Source organism: Micromonospora sp. DSM 43699 (assembly GCF_055517075.1).
Genome location: NZ_JBTMMT010000046.1, coordinates 37457 through 57477 on the forward strand (window position 1 = coordinate 37457; position 20021 = coordinate 57477).

Annotated in this window: 15 protein-coding genes; 10 read left to right on the top strand and 5 right to left on the bottom strand. The window is 71.3% G+C overall.

All coding sequences use genetic code 11. The annotated features are described in order from the left end of the window. Positions 1 to 24: 24 nt before the first annotated feature. From AC0AIB_RS21230 to AC0AIB_RS21240, 3 genes are all read left to right on the top strand, one after another. A complete protein-coding gene (locus AC0AIB_RS21230; RefSeq protein ID WP_465097330.1) occupies positions 25 to 858 on the top strand; it encodes a hypothetical protein in 834 nt (277 codons plus the stop codon). Beyond that, positions 855 to 2078 carry a histidine decarboxylase gene (locus tag AC0AIB_RS21235; RefSeq protein ID WP_465097331.1) on the top strand — a complete coding sequence of 408 codons (1224 nt, stop codon included), beginning with the start codon at positions 855 to 857 and terminating at the stop codon, positions 2076 to 2078. The genes AC0AIB_RS21230 and AC0AIB_RS21235 overlap by 4 nt, the downstream gene beginning before the upstream one ends. 144 nt (positions 2079 to 2222) lie before the next feature. Continuing rightward, positions 2223 to 3296, top strand: coding sequence for a hypothetical protein (locus tag AC0AIB_RS21240; protein ID WP_465097332.1), 1074 nt, complete (start codon positions 2223 to 2225; stop codon positions 3294 to 3296). 176 nt (positions 3297 to 3472) lie between these two features. Here AC0AIB_RS21240 and AC0AIB_RS21245 read toward each other — a convergent pair whose 3' ends face one another. Beyond that, positions 3473 to 6475 (bottom strand): 3-keto-alpha-glucoside-1,2-lyase-like domain-containing protein, encoded by a 3003-nt coding sequence (locus tag AC0AIB_RS21245; RefSeq protein ID WP_465097333.1) that lies wholly within the window; start codon positions 6473 to 6475, stop codon positions 3473 to 3475. Positions 6476 to 6738: 263 nt separating this feature from the next. Here AC0AIB_RS21245 and AC0AIB_RS21250 point away from each other — a divergent pair, with 263 nt between their 5' ends. Then, on the top strand, positions 6739 to 7410 hold the full coding sequence (locus tag AC0AIB_RS21250; protein ID WP_328340525.1) for a DUF305 domain-containing protein: 672 nt from the start codon (positions 6739 to 6741) through the stop codon (positions 7408 to 7410). A gap of 73 nt (positions 7411 to 7483) precedes the next feature. Here AC0AIB_RS21250 and AC0AIB_RS21255 read toward each other — a convergent pair whose 3' ends face one another. After that, on the bottom strand, positions 7484 to 10033 hold the full coding sequence (locus AC0AIB_RS21255; RefSeq protein WP_328340523.1) for an FIMAH domain-containing protein: 2550 nt from the start codon (positions 10031 to 10033) through the stop codon (positions 7484 to 7486). 350 nt (positions 10034 to 10383) lie between these two features. Between AC0AIB_RS21255 and AC0AIB_RS21260 the strand changes: the two genes are divergently transcribed. After that, complete coding sequence (locus tag AC0AIB_RS21260) at positions 10384 to 10719, top strand: STAS domain-containing protein (RefSeq protein ID WP_328340521.1); 336 nt, start codon at positions 10384 to 10386, stop codon at positions 10717 to 10719. A gap of 7 nt (positions 10720 to 10726) precedes the next feature. On the opposite strand, the gene AC0AIB_RS21265 is transcribed toward AC0AIB_RS21260, so the two are convergent. The 3 genes from AC0AIB_RS21265 to AC0AIB_RS21275 are packed head-to-tail and all read right to left on the bottom strand — an operon-like array spanning position 10727 to position 13414. Next, positions 10727 to 11974: a PP2C family protein-serine/threonine phosphatase gene (locus AC0AIB_RS21265; protein ID WP_328340519.1), complete on the bottom strand. Its 1248-nt coding sequence runs from the start codon at positions 11972 to 11974 to the stop codon at positions 10727 to 10729. Between the two features lie 46 nt (positions 11975 to 12020). Continuing rightward, entirely contained in the window at positions 12021 to 12572 is a 552-nt protein-coding gene (locus AC0AIB_RS21270; protein WP_328340517.1) for a hypothetical protein, read from the bottom strand. A gap of 41 nt (positions 12573 to 12613) precedes the next feature. Further along, positions 12614 to 13414, bottom strand: coding sequence for a SigB/SigF/SigG family RNA polymerase sigma factor (locus AC0AIB_RS21275; protein ID WP_328340515.1), 801 nt, complete (start codon positions 13412 to 13414; stop codon positions 12614 to 12616). Between the two features lie 381 nt (positions 13415 to 13795). Here AC0AIB_RS21275 and AC0AIB_RS21280 point away from each other — a divergent pair, with 381 nt between their 5' ends. The 5 genes from AC0AIB_RS21280 to AC0AIB_RS21300 all read left to right on the top strand — a co-directional run bounded on the left by AC0AIB_RS21280 (position 13796) and on the right by AC0AIB_RS21300 (position 19963). Then, positions 13796 to 14968, top strand: coding sequence for an efflux RND transporter periplasmic adaptor subunit (locus tag AC0AIB_RS21280; protein ID WP_465097334.1), 1173 nt, complete (start codon positions 13796 to 13798; stop codon positions 14966 to 14968). A 26-nt stretch (positions 14969 to 14994) separates the two neighbouring features. Then, entirely contained in the window at positions 14995 to 15651 is a 657-nt protein-coding gene (locus tag AC0AIB_RS21285) for an ABC transporter ATP-binding protein (protein ID WP_328348944.1), read from the top strand. Continuing rightward, a complete protein-coding gene (locus AC0AIB_RS21290; protein ID WP_465097335.1) occupies positions 15648 to 16907 on the top strand; it encodes an ABC transporter permease in 1260 nt (419 codons plus the stop codon). The genes AC0AIB_RS21285 and AC0AIB_RS21290 overlap by 4 nt, the downstream gene beginning before the upstream one ends. Positions 16908 to 17568: 661 nt before the next feature. Next, entirely contained in the window at positions 17569 to 17874 is a 306-nt protein-coding gene (locus AC0AIB_RS21295) for a MerR family DNA-binding transcriptional regulator (protein ID WP_328340509.1), read from the top strand. A 775-nt stretch (positions 17875 to 18649) separates the two neighbouring features. After that, complete coding sequence (locus AC0AIB_RS21300; RefSeq protein WP_328340507.1) at positions 18650 to 19963, top strand: cellulose binding domain-containing protein; 1314 nt, start codon at positions 18650 to 18652, stop codon at positions 19961 to 19963. Positions 19964 to 20021 lie beyond the last annotated feature (58 nt).

The window sequence follows — 20021 nt, forward strand, 5'->3', positions numbered from 1 at the left end:
CAGCCGCCCCCGCCGGACTACCGGATGCCCGACGAGCGACCGTACCGCCGGGACACCCTTGTCCACCCGGCCCCACCCGAGCACACCCCGTCACCTCCCCCGCAGCAGGGGGAGCCCGACAGCGGGGTGTCGGCCGAGGCCCGATGGTGGGCCGACCTGCGCCAGCAGGTCGTCTACCGGGCGAAACGCCTGAACACCGGACACATGATCGAAGCAGACCAGCGGTACGGGCAGCGTGACGCGCTCGGCCCGCACGGGGTGATGTTGTTCTTCGTCTCCGAAGCTGCGGCCCAGCCGCACGGCTACCAGCTGCACACCGCCTACCGGTTGTGGTTGGCCTCGCCTGAGTCGCAGCACCTACCCCGCCTGCTGGCCGACCTGACCGAGGTGGTGACGGACAGCATTGCGCGGGCCGGGTCGGCCGGGGGGTGGTGGCATCCGCTGGGGCCACAGGGGTCGATGGCCAACGGCGGCGACATGTCGCTGCCGGCCGGTGCCGCCTACGTGGGTGTGGGGGTGACCACCCTCGACTCCGACCAGGGCCGCTGGCAGCAACTCGCCCGCACCCTGCGCCGCCCCGACGACGACCGCCGCCGCTCGGTGTTCGATCTCAAGGGCCAGTGTTACGTCCTGCTCACCGACGGCACCGCCCTGCACGTCGACCGTGACCCCCATGCCCCGATCGGCGCGGACGGTGTCCGCTGCACCAAACCCCTCGACCCCGACCGGGTCACCTACTACAACCCCCACGAACACCTCACCGACCAGGGCGACAGCATCACGCGTGACACCTGGCGGCAGGTGACCATGCTGCACCACACCCTCACCGGGCACCTCCTCACCGGACGCCGCGCATGACCCACACCCCCGTGCCCGCTCGTCTGCGTGGTCTCGCCGAGGCCGCCGACCTCAGCCGTACCCCGGTCGACATCACCGCCGTCCTCGACCACCTCGTCACCCATGCGGACACAGCCGCGCCGACGAGCATCGGCTTCCCTGGCGCGGTCGACCTGGACCATCGGGAGGTGATGGCCCGCCTCGGCCGCCGGCTGTGGAACAACATCGGCGACCCGACCGACGTCGGCGGGACCGCCCACACCCGGGTCCTCGAACAAGCCGTCATCGCTTGGCTCGCCGACACCCTGACCATGCCGGTCGACGACCGGTGGGGCTACGTCACCACCGGCGGCACCGAAGGCAACCTCTCCGCCCTGCACGCCGCCCGCCGTCGTCTTCCGACGGCACGGATCTACTACTCGACTACCGCGCACTACTCGATCCCGAAGATCATCGAGATGCTCGGCGCACGCGGGGTGGTGGTCCAGGCGGGTGCGGACGGGGAGATGGACTACGACCACCTCGCCGTCGGGGTGCGCCGGCACCGGCGGTGGCCGGCGATCGTGGTCGCCACCGCCGGGACCACCATGACCGAGGCGGTAGACGACACCACCCGTATCCGGGCCGTCCTCGACGCCTTCGAGGTGCCGGGCCGGCATGTGCACGTCGATGCGGCCCTGTCCGGCATCCCCCTGGCCCTCGACGGGCGGCTCCGCCTGGACGACGCCAGCGGCATTGGCAGCATCGCGGTGTCGGGGCACAAGTTCTTCGGGGTGCCGACGCCGTGTGGGGTGGTCCTCATCCGCGACAGCCTCCGCCGCGAGGGCGCCCCGGTCACCTACACCGCGACGCTCGACTCGACGGTCACCGGGTCGCGCTGTGGGCTGGCTGCCGCCCTGCTGTGGCATGCCATCGCCACGCATGGGCGGGAGGGGCACCGGTGGCGGGTCAGCGAAGCCCGCCGTCTCGCCGCGTACACCGTCGACCAGCTCACCGCCGCCGGCTGGCCCGCCTGGCGACACCCCCACGCCTTCACCGTCGTCCTGCCCACCCCACCCGCCCCGGTACGGGCGAAGTGGCTGCTCGCTACCGACGCGGACGTCAGTCACCTCATCTGTATGCCCGGCGTCACCCAAGGGCAGATCGACGCCTTCGTCGCCGACCTCACCGACAGCACCCCGAGATCGATCCCACGCCCCCGACCAGCGTCCTCACCAACCGCCAGCATCAGCACCCCCTGACCGCCGTCCGCAGCCCTGACTGCCTGGTCAGACGCATCGGCCGGCGTCCACGAGCCCGACCAAACCGGCGCATCGCCCTGGTCGGGCCCGCCGGCCTCACCTCGCCCCCTGCCCATCCGTCTTGCCGAGGGACCGATCTTCCTGATGGCCTTGCCCCGTAAGTACACCTCCGATGTCATGACCGCCGCCGTGCGTCAGGTCGAAGCCGCCCGCGCGACCGGCCGGCGTGGCCCGATCAGCAGCGTCGCCCGGGAACTCCACCTCGACCGCCGGCTCCTCCAAACCTGGGTCACCAAAGCCCGCACCCAAGCAACCACAGCAGTCCCACCCACCACGCCGCGCACCACCACTGGGGATGATCCGGTGGTGCTGCCGGACGGTCTGCTGCACTGCCGGTTCTGCCAACAACCCATGACCGCAACCTTCACCGCCGCCGGTCTCGTCTACGACTGCCCGCCGCCATGCCGCCGCCCCCCACTGAACGCGGTGGCTGTCGCCCAGGCCGTGGGGAAGGTGGTGCTGGGGCACGCCGCGCACCTCGTACCGGCCCTCACCCACCCCAAGCAGGCGGGCATCGCCGCTGCTCATGCTCACCGGCTCGTCAACCGCATCACCGTCGGCCTGCGCCCCGCCGACCTGCGCATCACCTGGCCCACCATTGCAGGTCAACCCCGGCATGCTCTGGTCGAGGAGTTGCGCGTGGCCCGGCAACTCGCCACCACCGACCCCACCCGCACCCACCACCTCCTACAGAGCATCCTCGCCGGCGTCGATCCCGCCACCACCGCCACCAGCACCCACCACGCCGACGCCGCACACCTCCTCGCCACCCTCCTGCACAGCCGTGCCGCGATCCGTTGGGCGGACTACGCCCACCGCAGCTTCACCCACCTCCACGGCCCCACCGACCCGCTCACCCTGGGCGCCGCGCACACCCTCGCCACCGCCCACCACCGGGCCGGACACCACCAACGCGCCTACCGCCTCTACCGGCAACTCGCCGACCACCTCACCACCACCGCCGGACCCGACGCGCACCCCACCCTCGCCGTGCGGGCCACCACCGCGCTAGTCCTGCACGACCTCGGCCACCACGACGCCGCCCACACCCTCCTCACCGACACCATCACCCGCCACCGCCGCGCCCACCCCGACCACCCCGCCACCCAACGTATGGCCGACCACCTCCACCACCTGCGGCACCCCCGAGACCCCTAGTAACGCAAGGAAGACGATCAGGTTCGGCAATCTGGTTAGGCCGCGATGTGGGCCAGCGTGAGCGACCGCCGACGTGGCGGACCGTCGGCAGGAACGTACGTCGGCAGGGACCTCGGCCCGCCGGCACGGCGCGGCCGGGGCCGCCGAAACGGTCCCGGCCGCGTCTCCAGCGGGGGTCACCCGTCGAGTGGCTTGATCCAGATCTTGCGGTACTGGACCGGGTTGCCATGGTCCTGGAGCCGGATCGCGCCGGCCGCCGGGCCCTCCGGCCGGCTGCCGCCGGTCGGGCCCAGGATCTCCACGTCGTCGTGCACGGTGACGCCGTTCCACACCACGGTGACCCGGGGGTTCGCCACCTTCGCGCCGGCAGCGTCGTAGCGGGCCTGACGGTACTCGATGTCGTACGTCTGCCAGGTCTGCGGCGGTCGGGCCGCGTTCACGTCGGGCGCCTTCTGGGTGTAGATGGCGGCGGCGTCGTTGTGCTGCGGCGGGTCGACGCCGAACGAGTCGAGCACCTGGATCTCGTAGCGGTCCTGGAGGTAGACCCCGCTGTTGGCGCGCTGCTGGCCGGTCACCTCCGGCGGGTAGAGCGGCAGGTTGAACTCCACGTGCAGCCGGAAGTCGCCGAACGCCTGCACGGTGCGCAGGTCGCCGCCGCGTACGGTCATGGTGTTGCCGGCGAGCGTCCACTCCGGTTCGCGCCCGTCGGTGTGCTGCCACTCGGTGAGGTCACCGCCGTCGAACAGGGTGATCCGTTCACCGCGCGGCCGGACGGCGAGCACGTCGAGGTTCACGTGCCCGGAGTCCGCGCCCTCCTTACGGTATTCGACGATGTTGCGGCCCCGCCGCAGGTGCGCCTTCGTGCTGACGGTGCCCCACTCCTCCCAGGTGACGGTGGAGGGGAAGACCGTCTGTTCGATCCGCTTGCCGTTGACATAGAGACTGAGCTGTTTCGGGCCGGAGAACGGGTTCGGGCCGTTGCTGTAGCGCATCGCCAGGTCGTGGTTGCCGGCCTCGGGGACGTCCACGGAGATCCGGGTCGACGAGCCGTCGTCGGCGAACCCGGCGGCGAAGCCGGCACCGGAGTAGGCGGCGTGGTCGGTGGCCAGGCCGACGCCGACGGTACGACCCTCCTCGGCCTCGAAGAAGGTCTGCGGCTGGGACACCCGGCCGGGGATCTCGTTGAGCGTGTACCAGGCCTCGGTGTTCCACAGCTGCTCGCCGTCGGCGGCGGAGAACGGGCGCGGGGAGCGGACGTGCACCACCCGGTTCTCCTTCAGGCCCGGGATCCGCAGCCGGACGGTGCGACCGTTGGCCGCCAGCACCGCCTTGGTCACGGTGAGCTTCTCCAGGTCGAGCTTGGGACCGCCGTACTGGCTGGTCGCCCCGTAGCGCCACTGCGTCACCTGGTACGCCTCGGCGAGCCGCGCGGCGGTCTCGGCCGAGACCGGCTCGGTGTATTCCAGGTCGAACCCGCCTGCGGTGGCCCGCATCTGCTTGACCTCGAACGTCGAGGTGCCGTTGGGGGTGAGCTTCTGCAGGCCGTAGCTGAGCTTGCCCTCCTGCCCCCAGTTGCCGCCGGCACCCACGCCGCCGACGTAGAGCGCGCCGTCGGGGCCGAGGGTGACCTCGTTGACGCCGGCCTCCAGGCCCTGGGTGTGCCGGAACACCGCCCCCTGGTACTGCCCCTCGACCTCGTCGAGGTAGACCCGTTGCAGGCCCCCGTAGGTCACGTCGCCGACGACGAGCTGCCCGGCGTACGGTCCCTGCGCCAGCAGCACCGGAGTGGACGGTGAGTTGCCGATCTCGTTCTGCGGAAGCCAGGCGATCGGCCGGGTGACCGGCTTGTCGTCGAACGGCCCGTCGGGGCTGGTGTAGTGGTTGAAGAACGCCCCCTGCTGGATCTGGACCAGCTTGGACGCGGGCAGCCAACCACCCTGGTTGTCGGTGACGAGGACCTCGCCGCGCGGCCCCCAGCCGATCCCGTTCGGAGTGCGCAGGCCACCGGCCACATACGTGATCTTGCCGGTCCGGGCGTTCACCTTGATCGAGGTGCCCCGGTTGGGGGCGGGCTGCGGCACGGTGGTGGCACCACCCTGGTTGATCGCGACCGACAGGTTGAGGTGGAAGAACCCGTCCCGGTAGAGCAGGCCGAAGGCGAACTCGTGGAAGTTGCCGCCCCACGGCCAGATGGCCACCGTACGCCTGTCGTCGGCGACGCCGTCACCGTCGGTGTCGCGCAGCGCGGTCAGCTCGTGCTTCTGGCTGACGTAGACGGTGCCGTCGACCACGGCGACGCCCTGCGGCTCGCGCAGCCCGTCGGCGAACCTGCGGTAGGTGACCTGTCCGGGACCGGTCGCGCCGGTGGCCCCCTCGACCAGGTAGATCTCGCCTGTCGCGTTGTCGGTGCCGCCCCAGGTGCTCAGGACCAGGCCGCCGTCGGGGCGGAACGCCATCCCGGTGACCTGCGGTCGGAACCCGTCGGGGCGCAGGTCGGTGAGGGTGTAGCCGGGGTGCACCCGGTCGAGTGGCAGGCCGTCGCCTGCCGAGTCGGTGGCCCCCTCGCAGTACTTCCAGCCCGGCGCGGTGACCCGGACGACCCCGGCGTCGGTGCTCAACGCGGAGTTCGGGACCAGGGTGAAGTCGGCGGCCCCCGGCGGACGCCATTCGAGCCGCAGCACCTGGCCGCCGCCGTCGTCGAAGTGCTCGATCCGCAACGGGTGCAGGCCGGCGGTGAGGGTGGCCGACCCCTCCTTGGCGGTCTCGCCGTGCAGCCCGTCGTGGTCGACCACGACCGTGTCGCCGACGGTCAGCCGGGAGCCGTCGTCACTGGTCAGGCGGAAGGCGTAGGTGCCGTCGACAGGTGCGGCGAGGTTGCCGGTGACGTGGCTGACGAACCGGTCGGAGAGCCCGAAGTCGTCCGTGCTGGTCCAGTTGACCTGCGGCATCAGCTTGTCGACGTTGGGTGTCTGCGCGGGTTTGAGGGTGCACAGCGCCGACAGTGGGGTGCCCATGTCGTACGTGCGCAGGGTGACGCCGGGTTCCTGTGGCGGGACGTCGGCGGCGGGTGCGGCGGTGGCCGGGGTGACGGACGCGGTGGCGAGCACGGTCGCCAGGGCGGTGCCGGCGGCCACGAGCCCGGGTCTGCGACGCCGGCGCCGCCGGTGCGGGGTGGTCATGCTTCCTCCAGTGGTGGTGGGCCCGGCCGGGGAGGGACCGCGCCACTTTCTTCCGATGGCGGGTAGGTATGGAACACGTCACACCAAAGATTGATCGCAGACGCTAGCACTTTCGATCGATTCGGGGAAACTTTTCGATGCATGAACGAAAGTGACCCGGAGTGGGCCTGATTCCACCGGGTCGTGGGCTGGTGGGGGTGCCGGAGTTGAGGCACTATGCCGGTGGAATCTGCGCAGCTCAAGCTCGGACAGGTAGGTGAATCGTGCCGCTGCCCCGTCGCGTGGTCGTGTCAGGTGTGGTCGCCACGGCCGTCCTCGGTGCGGCGGTGGGCGCGGTCGTCTGGGCGGGCCGGGACGATCCGGCGTACCAGCCGCCGATGTCGCATGTGGTGCAGCCCGGAGCACCCGGCCAGCCGGGCCGGCAACTGTCCGGCACCGACCTGTCGCAGGTCTCACCGCCCGGGTTCACCGCGGCCGACAGCCTGTTCGTCCAGGGCATGATCCCGCACCACACCCAGGCCCTGGCGATGACCGCGCTGCTGGCCGGGCGGACCACCAGCCCGGACGTCACGCTGCTCGCCAAGCGGATCGAGGTGTCGCAGGGCGACGAGATCGCCCGGATGCGGAACTGGCTCGCCGAGCGCAACGTACCGACCACCGGCCCGCACGGCGGCGCGGGGCACGACGCCCTCATGCCGGGGATGCTCACCGCCGCGCAGCTCGACCAGCTCAGGCAGGCGCGCGGCGCGGAGTTCGACAGGCTCTTCCTCACCGCGATGATCCGCCACCACCAGGGGGCACTGACCATGGTGGAGCAGCTGTACGCGGGCGGCGGCGGGCTGGAACCGGCGAGCGACCAGTTCGCCCGCGAGGTCAACGCCGACCAGGGCATCGAGATCCAGCGCATGCAGCAGATGCTGGCCAAGCTCGGCTGAACCGGGGCCTGCCCGGAGATGCTGGGCAGGCCCCGGTTCCGTGCGGTCCGCCGGTCCGACAGGACCGGACGGGTTACCCGTCGAGCTGGTCGATCAGCGCCCGCGCGTCACGGACCAGCAGGTTGCGTGCGCCGGCGGCGTTGAGCGCGCCGGCCTGGTCGACGAAGGTGGTCAGGTGCCCGACCGCCTCCGCCTGCTGGCCGCCGGTGGCCGCTGTGCCGGCCTTGCCGAGGCTGGTCGTCAGCCTGTCGGCGTTGCCCGCGCTGACGGTGCCGGCGGACCGGTAACCGTCGACGAGCGCCTGGAGATCGGCGAAGGACGTCGTGGTGGTGAACGCGACGGACCGGGTGGTGGTGTTGCCGGCCTTGTCCTTCGCGGTCACCACCAGGGTGTGACCGCCCAGCGGGAGGCCGGACAGGACGACCGTGGCCCCTCGGGCGACCCGCTTGCCGTCCAGCAGCGCGCTGTCCGGGTTGATGCCGGGCCCGGAGCCGCTGTCGGTGATCGTCCAGTCCACCGTCACCGCGCCGGAGTCACCGTACGACGTCCCGTCGGTCAGTCCGGAGACCTGCACGGCAGGTGCGGTCCGGTCGACCTTGAGCCACTGGCTGCCCTGCCGGGAGGTGTTGCCGGCACCGTCGACGGCCCGGTAGCGCACCGGGCCCCTGACGTCGGCGCTGATCGTCGCGACGCCGCTGGCCGGCACGTCCACCCAGGTGACACCGTCGTCGACGGAGTACTGGCCGGTCCACATGCCGGCGATCAGGCCGGTCAGGGTGAGCGTGACGTCACCGGTGTACCAGCCGTTGTTGCCGGTCGGCTCGGCCGGGCCCACCGTGGCGGAGACCCTGGGGTTGAAGGTGTCCGCCAGGTCCACCACGGCCTGTCGGAGCGTGCGGTGCGGTGCGGCGTCGAGCGTGTCGGCAAGCGTCCGCAGTTGCGTCTCGGCGGCGTACCGCCGGCCGTCGGCCGCGAACTCCCCGGCCCGGCGCAGGGCCGCGTCGACCTCCGCGCTCAACGCCTGGTCGATCGCGTCGGCCCGGACCAACTGGTCGTGGTAGGCGCGGGCGAGCGCGAAGCTCGGCGTCCAGCTGATCTTCGGCTGCCCCTGGGCGTTGAACCCGGCCAGCTTCACCTGGCCTGCAGCCTCGATCTCGGCCGCCGACAGGTGTGCGCTGGGGGTCAGTTTGAACACGTCGAGGCCGCGGGCGATCTCGTTGCCGTAGAGGTTGCCGTTGTACCAGTACGCCGACCAGAAGCCACCCAGCACGAGCGAGTTCGGGTTGACCGGACCCCGGTCGAAGTACGCGATCTCGCGCGGGTGCGTCGAGTCGGTGAAGTCGAACACCGAGATGCCGCCCTGGTACCAGGCCTGCATCATGATGTCGCGGCCGGGCACGGGGATCAGCGAGCCGTTGTGCGCCACGCAGTTCTCCTGGAGCGACTGGGGCACCGGCAGCTTGTAGTAGCTGGCGAAGGTCATCTTCCGGTCGACGATGTCGAAGATGGCGTTCGCGCCCCACTGCGGCAGGTCGGTGTCGCGGCAGCGGGCCCCGCTGCCCCCGCCCCACTCGTCGGTGAAGATCACCTTGGTGCCGTCGTTGTTGAACGTCGCCGAGTGCCAGTACGCGAAGTTCGGGTCGGCCACCTCGTCGATCCGCTTCGGGTTCGCCGGGTCCGAGATGTCGATCAGGATGCCGTTGCCCTGGCACGCGCCGGCCGCCAGCCCGATCTCCGGATACGCGGTGATGTCGTGGCAGGCGTTGGTGTTCGGCGAGGGCGACCAGGTCGACCCGGACGGGTGCCGGGGCGTCACCGGGCCGTTCTGGAGGCCGTCGACCCGGCCCGTGGCCGGGTCCTGGAACAGCCTCGGCTGGTTGACCACGGCGGCGTTCTGGGGGGCCGCCACCGGCACCTTGATGACGTCGATCCGCCACCGCGACGGGTTCTCCCCGTCGGCGGCGTTGTTGTTGCAACCCTCCATCGTGGTCGCCGGGCGCACGGATGCCGTACCGGAGACGTAGACGTAGACGTTGTCGGCGTCCCGGGGGTCGGTCACCACCGTGTGGGTGTGCGAGCCCCTGCAGAGCTGCACCCCCGCGACCTGCACCGGGTTGCGCACGTCGCTGATGTCGAAGACCCGCACGCCCTGGAACCGGGTGCCGACGTTGGGGTTCGTGCCGCAGTCGACCCGTCCCCGGGTCTCCTCGACCGACATGAAGAGCAGGTTGCCCTGGACGGAGAGGTCACCCTGCCCGCCGGGGCACACCACGCTGGTGACCAGGGTCGGCTCGGCCGGGTCGGCGACGTCGGTGATGGTGAACCCGTTGTAGTTGCCCTGGAAGGCGTACCGTCCGCCGAAGGCGAGGTCCGAGTTGTAATATCCGCCGTTACCCGGGTTTGTCGGGTCGACGAATCCGGCCGGCTTGTCGCGGTGCGCCACCTGTTCCAGGTTGCTGATCGCGGACTGTGCGTCGAGCCAGCCCGCGCCGAGGCCGACGCGCGGATCGGGCTCCGCCGCCGACGCCGTGCCGGGCATCGCGCCGACCAGGAGCAACCCCGCGGCTGCCAGGCCGAGGGTCTGTCGACCCCGGCGTGTCCTGGTGGTCGAGTGAGATGTCATGTATCGCCTTCCGATCGAAGGACCAGCCACGACGTCCACATTGGCGTCGTGTGAGTAAGGACCGTACCGACGATCAATCGCTGGTCAAGGGGTTGATGTGAGCTATGTACGTGTTTGCGCGACAAGCCCTGCACATTCACCCTCAGGCGATCGCGCAGGTCACGACAGTCGTAGGAGCCGCGGGCCCCGTCCGTGCGCCACTCGTCGAGTCACCGCCCCGCTGCCGGCACCGGTCCGCCGGCAGCCGGTCGCCGAGCGCTCGCGGCCGGTTTCTGGCACCGTGGGTGACACGTATTGCGGACCCGAGGCCCGGTACGCCGAGATCAGAGGGGGTTCACGTGGAGTTCACGATGTCGACCCGCCAGGAGGGCGCAGGCACGGTGCTGGAGGTCGCCGGTGACCTGGACATGAGCACCACACCGCAGCTGCGGGACCGGTTACGCGAGGTGGTGGAGGGTGGCACCCGGGTCGTGGTGGTCGACCTGACCGGGGTGGGGTTCATGGATTCCAGCGGCCTGGGCGCGCTCGTGGTCGCCTACCGGGACCTGCAACAACGCGACGGCTGGCTCGGGCTGGCCGGGGTCCGTCGGTCGGTCCGCACGGTGTTCTCGATCACCTCGGTGGACCAGGTCATCGGCATCTACGACACCGTGCGGGACGCCGAGGAGGCCGCCCCGGTGTCGTGAGACGTCCTCACCGGGGTGCGACGCTGGCCCGGCTGGTGTCGGCCCCGGCGCTGCTGCGGCGCGGCCCGTGGCTGTCGTACCAGTCGACGATCATCAGGGTGGCGTCGTCGGCCAGGTGGGGCCCGGCGGTGGCCAGCACCGCGTCGGACAGGGCCCGGACGGCCTCGCGGGGGTGCAGGTGCGCGATGTCGAGCAGGGCGGCGGGCAGGTCGAGGTCGGCGGCGTTGCGTTCGCGCATCCCGTCGGTGACCACGACCAGCCGGTCACCGGGCCGCAAGGGGATCTCGCCGCTGCGAAAGCTCGCCTCGGGGAACATCCCCAGCGGAAAGTTGCCGGGCAGTTCCACAGGCGTGACCCGGCCGTCGCGGACCAGTATCGGCGGGATGTGCCCGGCGTTGAGCAGTTCGCAGCGCCCGGTCGGCAGGTCGATGCGGCCCAGCACGGCCGTCACGTACGCGCCACGGACGTTGGCATGCTCGGCGATGGCCCGGTTGGCCTCCTCGGCCTGGGCGACCAGGCCCAGGCCACGGCGACGGGTGTTGCGCAGGCTGCCCACCCCGAGGGTGGCGGTCAGCGCGCTGGCGACCCCGTGGCCCATCGCGTCGGTGACCCCGAGGTGCAGCACGTCCCGGTCGACGCTGTAGTCGAAGGTGTCCCCACCGACGCTCGCCGCCGGCTCCAGCCAACCGGAGAGGGTGAACGCGCCGGCCTCGCAGGTGAACGAGGCGGGCAGCAGTCGACGTTGGATCTCGGCGGAGAGGGTGAACGGAGTGCTGCGCTGCCCCCACTCGAACAGGTCGGTGTGCCGCCGGTTGGCGATCACCACGAACGCCAGCGCGTGCGCGGTACGGGCGACCCGGTCGATCACCTCGGCGTCCGGCTCGTCGGGCAGGTCGATCTCCAGCAGACCGATGGCCTCGCCGCGTTCGGTGACGGGTGCGAGCAGCCGCCACCGGCCGGGACCGGGCAGCACCCGGGCGGCCTGCTGTCGAATCGCCTGCTCGTAGGGGCCGCCGTCGAAGGGCAGCACCTCGGCGACCTCGTCGTCCTGGAGGCCGCCGGGGCCGTCGGTGGCCGGTTGGTGGGTCAGCCGCACCAGCGCCCGCCCGCTGAGATCGGCGATCAGCAACGAGACACCGAACGCGTTCAACGCCGAGGCGATGGCCCCGGTGACCGCCTCGACCGCCTCGACCGGAGCGGCGTCCTCGGCCGACTGCAGCATCTCGACCAGCACGGCCTGCTCGCTGTCCTCCACCCGCCGAGCATATGCACTCCGGGTGCCGGTCGCCTCACGGGCGGATTCAGCGACGGTCGAGGGCGGACTCCAGCCGTCGGATGAGCGTCTTGCGTCCCTTGCCCCGACGTTCCGCCCGCAGGGCGGCCCGGAGCTGGGCGGTGTCGAGGTCACGGACGTGCCGGGTCGCCTCCGCGACGGGCAACTCGGTGAGGGAGACGGCCGACGCGGCGGTGCGGCGTGCGCGTCTGGCCGGCCCGGTGTTGGCGACGTACTGCCGGCCGGACGTCGACGCCCTGCGCTTCCTGGCGTCGGTGGCGCGCTGCTGCTGCGGGGAGAGCTGCTTCCAGGCCTGGTCTGGCAGGTAGCGGTCGGTCTCACCGTCGTGGCGGGCCCGGCTGGTGCCCTGCCTGGTCCGCCACTTCTGGTCGCCCCAGCGCCGCAGGGACTTCTGCCGCTCGTCCCGGGGACCCTGGTAACCGCCGCCGCGCTGCTGGTACTCCCTGGTCAGCAGCTGCGACTTGCGTGCCGACCACTGCCCCGGCCGGCCGCCCCGGTCGCCGGCCCGGATCTCTTCCTTCAGCTGCTCCCGCAGCTCGGGCTTCGTGTACCGCGCCATGGGCACCGGATACCCGTGGCTGCCCGCCGTACTCGCGGGGCTCAGCCCTCGTCGGTGAGCCGGCCGCGCAGCGTGGCCAGCGCCCGGGTGATGAGCCGGGAGACGTGCATCTGGGAGATGCCGATCCGGTCGGCGATCTCCGCCTGGGTCAGGTTGCCGTGGAAGCGTAGGGCCAGGATCTGGCGTTGGCGTTCCGGCAGGGTGGCCAAGGCGGGGCCGAGGGCGACGTGGATCTCGACCAGCTCGAAGTCGTGGTCGTCGGCGCCCAGCGTGTCGGCGAGATCCATGCCACTGTCCGTGCCGATGGGGGTGGACAGCGAGGTCGCCCGGTAGGCCCGGGCACCCTCCAGCCCTTCCAGGACGGTCTCCTCCGGCAGGTTCAGGTAGTCAGCCACGTCGGCGACGGTCGGCGAGCGCCCCAGCGTGTGGGTGAGGGTGCTGTTCGCCTCGCTGACGGCCAGGCGCAGTTCCTGGAGACGGCGAGGAACCCGCACCGACCAGGTGCGGTCCCGGAAGTAGCGCTTGATCTCACCGACCACGGTGGGGATGGCGTACCCGGTGAAGGCGACCCCCCGGGTCGGGTCGAAGTGGTCGACCGCCTTGATCAGCCCGACCGCCGCGGTCTGGGTCAGGTCCTCGTCCTGGACCCCGCGTCCCGAGTAGCGACGGGCCAGGTGCCGGGCGAGCGGCAGCCATGCCTCGATGGCGTGTGCCCGCAGCGCCGGACGGCGCGGGTCGTCGGCCGGCATCGCGGCCATCGCCGCCAGGAGATCGTCGGCACTGGCGGCCCTGGTGCTCTGGTCGTGCTGCTGGCGGGTCGTCGGTTCGGCTGTGGTGAGCATGGTGGGCCTTCCGCACGTGCCCGCTGATCGGTACGACCGGAAGTGCTCCGAATCGGCTTGTCGCCGTAGCACGCGGACGGGCTGCGCACTGTCGCAAGGTCACGATCACGGGTCTGGTCACCGCGTCATGTCGTCCAGTTCAGGGATCGAATGCTACCCGAAAAACGGATCGATTACCAGCCGAACGGCTGATGCGGGAAAGGTCGACCGGATGTCGATGACCGCCCCGCCATGAGATCGCGAAGCGGATCAGCGGGCGCTGGTCCTCGAGATCCTGACAGGTTCCTGAAGAACCGTCGCCATGCTCTCGGCGTGCCAGTAGTACAGCCACCAGCGCAGAGCTCACCACGCCGCATCAGTCGACGGAGCATCCTCTCGGCCGTGCTGGTCCTGGCGACGTCGGTCGTCGGGGCCGGCGTCGTCTGGGCGGTCCACCGTGTCCCGCCCGGGTCCTCGGCCGGTCCGCCGGCCGCGGTGGAGACCGTGGCCGTCGTCCGGACCGACCTCTCCGCCACCGTGTCGTTGACCGGCACCCTCGGATACGGCCGGGCGGAACCGGTGAAGGGGGGCCGGAGCGGGACCGTCACCTGGCTGCCGCAGGCCGGGTCGACGATCAGCCGGGGCAAGCAGCTCTACCGGGTCGACGACCAACCGGTGCCGCTGTTCTACGGCGGCATGCCGCTCTACCGCGATCTGGCGGAACCCGGCACGGTGGGCCGCGACGTGCGGATCGTCGCGGCGAACCTCAAGGCGCTGGGCTACGAGATCGGTCGCCAGCCCGGCGCGGGGGAGACGGTCACCCGGCCGGCGGCACCGGGGAAACCGCCTGCCAAGCCGGGGAATCCGGCGGCGGGGCAGGGCGAACCGGTGGCGGATCCCGCGTCGACGGCGGGCGGTCAGGCGGCGGGCGGCTCGACCCGGGTCGTCGTCCGCAAGGGCGAGGGCGTGCTGACCGGGGCGCTGATCCGGGCGGTCAAGCGCTGGCAGCAGGACGCCGAGCTGCCGGTGACCGGCCGGATCGGGGTCGGCGACGTCGCCGTGCTGCCCGGCGCGGTCCGGGTGGACGGCGTCACCGCGTTGCGGGGGGACGACGCCGCCACGCCGTTGCTGACCGTCACGCCCACCGCCAAGGTGATCACCGTGCTGGCCAACGTCACCGAGGCCGGCACGATCCAGCGGGGTGACCAGGTGACGGTGACGCTGCCGGACGACAAGACCGCCGACGGCTCGGTCTCCGCCGTCAGCACCACCGTGCAGCAGGAGGACGGCCCGGCGGGGACCGCCGAGTCGAAGCGTGCCGTCACGGTGACCGTGGACGAAGACCTGGCCGGCATCGACGCCGCCGACGTGCAGGTCGACCTGGCCGGCGAGACCCGGGCGGACGTCCTCGCCGTCCCCGTCGGCGCGCTGGTGGCGCTCAGCGAGGGCGGCTACGCCCTGCAACTGGCCGACGGCCGGTTCGTCGCCGTCACGACCGGCATGTTCGCCAAGGGGATGGTCGAGGTCAACGGCGACGGCCTCACCGAGGGCATGAAGGTGGTGACCACCTCGTGACCGTACTTGCCGTACGCGACGCCTCCATGGTCTATCCGGGTGGGGTCACCGCACTCGCCGGCGTCTCCCTCGACATCACCGAGGGGGAGATGCTGGCCATCGTCGGCCCGTCCGGCTCCGGCAAGTCGACGCTGCTCAACATCATGGGCACCCTGGACCGGCCGACCTCCGGCACGGTGCGCCTCGGCGGCCTCGACGTCGCCGACCTCTCCGACCGGCGACTGTCCGCGCTACGCGGGCGCTGGCTCGGCTTCGTCTTCCAACAGTTCCACCTCACCGCCGGGCTCACCGCCACCGAGAACGTCGCCACCGGCCTGCTCTATGCCGGGGTGCCGCGCCGGGACCGCCGACCGTTGGCCCTCGCGGCGCTCGACCGGGTCGGTCTGTCGCACCGGGTCACCCACCTGCCGCACCAGCTCTCCGGCGGCGAGCGGCAGCGGGTGGCGATCGCCCGGGCCCTGGTCCACCAGCCCGCCCTGCTGCTCGCCGACGAACCCACCGGGGCACTGGACACCCGCACCGGCCAGACCGTCCTGGACCTGCTCTACCGGCTGCACGGGGAGGGCACCACCATCGCCGTGATCACCCACGACCGGGACATCGCCGACCGGCTGCCCCGCCGGATCGAGATGCGCGACGGCAGCCTGGTCGCCGACTCCGGCACGGTGGTGACGGCCCGATGACCAGACCCACCATCACGGGTACGAGGCACGAGGCGCACCCCCGTACCGCACTCGCCGCCGCCCGGCCGGTCCGGCTGGCCGTGGTCGACCTGCTCGGCCTGGGGCTGCTCGGCATCCGTACCCGCCGGGCCCGGGCCGCGTTGTCCGCCCTCGGCATCGCCATCGGGATCGCCACCATGATCGTGGTCACCGGCATCCCCGCCTCCAGCCAGGCCCAACTGATGCGGGAACTCTCCGCGCTCGGCACCAACCTGCTCCAGGTGAACGCACTGCCCGACCAGGATCCGCCGGCGCTGCTGCCCCCGGAGTCGACCGGCATGGTGCGGCGGATCGGCCCGGTGACCAGCGTCAGCGCGGTCGCCAACACGCACGCCCTGATCCGCCGCTCCGACCGCACCGACCCGGGGGACGGCTCCGGCCTGACGGTGCTGGCCAGCCAGCTCGACCTGCTCCCGATCATCAATGCCCGGGTGCAGCACGGCAGCTGGCTCACCCCGGCCACCGCCCGGTTTCCCACAGTGGTGCTCGGCTCGGTGGCGGCGACCCGGTTGGGAGTCCTGGACGTGTCCCCGGGGGACGGTCCCGGCCAGCAGGTGATGATCGGTGACCGGTGGTTCACCGTCGTCGGCATCCTGGCCGACGTCCCACTGCTGCCGGAGATCGACCGGTCCGTGCTGGTCGGCTGGTCGGCTGCGCAGTCCGAACTCGGCTTCGACGGTCACCCCACCGTGCTGTACGTCAGGTCCCTGGAACCCGCGGTGGAGCAGGTCCGGGCGGTGCTGCCGGAGACGGTCAGCCCGGAACGGCCCGCCGACGTGCTGGTCAGTCGCCCCTCGGACGCCCTCGCCGCGAAACGCGCCACGGAGAACGCCTTCTCGGCCCTCTTCCTCGCCCTGGCTGCGGTGGCGTTGCTGGTGGGCGGGATCGGGGTGGCCAACACCATGGTCATCTCGGTGCTCGAACGGCGGGCCGAAATCGGCCTGCGCCGCGCGCTCGGGGCGAACCGGGGGCAGATCCGGGGCCAGTTCCTCACCGAGTCGGTGGCCCTGGCGACGCTGGGCGGCGTCACCGGGACGCTGCTCGGGCTGGCCGTCACCGTCGGTTACGCCGCCTTCCACCACTGGCCGGTCGTGGTGCCGCTGTCGTCGACCCTCGCCGGGCTGGGCGGTGCCGTGGTGGTCGGCATGGTGGCCGGCGTCTACCCGTCGATGCGGGCCGCCGCCCTCCCGCCGACCGAGGCGCTCGCCAGCGTCTGACCACGGCTCTGCCGACACCCAGGGTGTACGCGCGCTCACCGAGAAAATCTATGCGCGAAGCGCTAGACATTCTTGCTGCGGGTGGTTAATGTTCCTGTTGTTGACAGCAGAGATCGTCGAAGACGCCGACGAAGTAGCCGAGCGTTATCCAGGAGCCGCGGACATGTCTCGTGGCCCACTCGGCACAGCGGTGGAAATTCGATCACCGCAGACAGCACGACAGGAAACGTGAAGTTGACGTCAAGACCCTGACGTAATTCCAGGTCAGGGCAGACAGGTGGGCCAATGCTGGTTCAGGGCTCACCTGGTAGGACAGTCCGTCGCACGTGGATGGGGCCGTGAAGTCGCGTGGGGCTCCGCCACCGGCGGACAGCACGACCAGTACCAGGAAATGAAAGCAGAGGAAAGGGAGGGCCCCGAACACCGTTGGATCGCCCGTCTCCGGGACGCAGTCTCATGCCTGGAGCCGGACACCGCAGTTTCCATCGAACGAGAGGTGGTCTCCGGTCACGCTTATGCGATCCTCGCGCCTCAGGCCGCTGCTGGTGGCGGGTGCGGATACGACAACCCGACGTACCTGTCGGTAGATGGTGTTTTTGACCCGTAAACCCCGGGCCCCGGCGCTTCCCGCGCCGGGGCCCTCGTCATGAGAGGAGTGTGGATGGCCCAACCCGACGACATGTTCGACGACGAGGACTACCCCGCCTACACGATGGGTCGCGCCGCGGAGATGACAGGCGTCTCGCAGGACTTTCTGCGTCGCCTCGACGAGCTGAAGCTGATCACCCCGGTCCGGTCGGCCGGTGGCCACCGCCGCTACTCCCGTTACCAGTTGCGTCTTGCCGCGCGGGCCCGGGAGATGGTCGACCAGGGCACGGCGCTGGAAGCCGCGTGCCGGATCATCATTCTCGAAGACCAGCTCGAAGAGGCCCTCCGGCGTAACCAGGACCACCCGCGCCCGGAGTGACAGTCGAATCCGCGTACGCCGGTCGCGCGCCGAGGACCCCGGCACCCCTGGCCGACAGCCACCTGGCATGCACTGCCGATCTCCGTACGCCTCTCCTGCCACCGGCCCTGCGGCGTGCGACGGGCTCGGCCTGTGCCGAGCCCGCCGCCTGCCGGTCCAGCCGACCAGTTCGGCGTTCGGGTCGGCCGCATCGGCGGCGCGGAACGCGGCCTCGATCCGGTCGTTGCCGGTGCGTGCAGGTTGAAGAAACGCCGGGCGGCGCTGGAGCCGTCGGCGGAACGCCAGATTCCCAGAAAGTTGCGAACTTCTCAACCGCAAGTTTCGAGGGTGTCGACCCGGCCCTGCGCACCCGCAGCCCTGCGCCGAGCAGCCGTCGGACGCCGGCGGTCGCTCCGCAAGCGGTGGACCTGTTTCGCCCGTGCCGGCTGCGGTCGCCGCTCGCCCGGTTGAGTATGTTATCGATAACCTGCTATCTTTCGGCGCAGGAGCGAAGGGCACGCTCCCAGTCACCTCAGTCAATCGGCAGCGGCATCCGCGGGCACCCCTCCCGCCGTCCTGCCGGTCGGTGACCAGTCCGGGCCGCCCCACCGAGCCGCCGTGCCGCCTGCGCCGAACGGGCGCGTCCGCCTACCCGAATCGACTCGCTGACCGCGAGGAGACGAGGTGTGAATCGTCCTGCGCATCCTGCTGCCCTGCGGGGGGCAGCCGGCGCTCGTCGGGTCGACCTCGCACCCACCACCACTGGGACAGAACACCCCTGGCAAGGAGCCAAGCAATGGTGAAACACAGACATCTACTCCCCACCATCGCCGCCGCGGCCGTCCTCCTCGCGGCGACCGTCGGCGGCGCGCTGAACGGCGGCCTGCCGGCAACGGCGGAGGCCGCGACGAACGGCGCCCTCGCGGCGACCGCGGGCTGCGGCAAGGCCCCCACGCTGACCAACGGGACGCGCACGATCTCCAGCAGCGGGCAGAACCGCAGCTACATCCTGCGGATCCCGGACGGGTACGACCGCAACCGCCAGTACCGGCTGGTCGTCGGCTTCCACTGGTTGAACGGTTCGGCCCAGAACGTCTCCTCGGCCGGCTACTACGGCCTGCTGCCGCTGTCGAACAACAGCACGATCTTCGTCGCCCCCCAGGGCATCGACGCGGGTTGGGCCAACACCAACGGTCGGGACCTGACCCTCTTCGACGACATCACCCGGCAGGTCGAGAACGACCTGTGCGTCGACACCACCCAGCGGTTCGTGCTGGGCTGGAGCTACGGCGGGGCGATGAGCTACGCGGTGGCCTGCGCCCGGCCCACCGTCGTCCGCGCGGTCGCCGTGCTCTCCGGCGCCCAGCTCAGCGGCTGCAACGGCGGCACCCAGCCGGTGCCCTACTTCGGCATCCACGGCACCCACGACAGCGTGCTGAACATCTCCATGGGTCGGTCGCTGCGGGACACGTTCGTCCGGAACAACGGCTGCACCGCACAGAGCCCGCGTGAGCCCGGCCTGAACACCTTCACCCACATCACCACCACCTACTCCGGCTGCCGCTCCGGCTACCCGGTGCAGTGGGCCGCGTTCGACGGGGACCACACCCCCAGCCCGGTAGACGGGTCGGGCAGCCCCAACGACTCCCGGACCTGGACCTCGGGGGAGATCTGGAAGTTCTTCACCCAGTTCGCGTCCACCACCCCGCCGACGACCACCCCGCCGACGACCGCGCCGCCGACGACCGCGCCGCCGACGACCGCGCCGCCCACCACCGCGCCGCCGACCACGGCTCCGCCCACCAGCGGACCCGGCGGCTGCACCGCCACCTACAAGGCGGTCAACAGCTGGCCCGGCGGGTTCCAGGGTGAGGTCACCGTGACCAACACCAGCGCCAGCGCCATCAGCGGCTGGGCCGTGGGCCTGAGCCTGGCCAGCGGCCAGGCGATCAGCAGCGTCTGGAACGGTGTCAACACCGGCAGCACCGGTAACGTCACCGTCCGCAACGCCGCCTACAACGGCGCGCTGGCCGCCAACGGCTCGACCACCTTCGGATTCACCGCCACCGGCAACGGCACCCCGCCGCCCAGCAACATCACCTGCGCCTGACCTGTGACGTCGTGGCCCCGAGCCGACCGGCCCCCGGCCACCACCCAGGCGAACCACC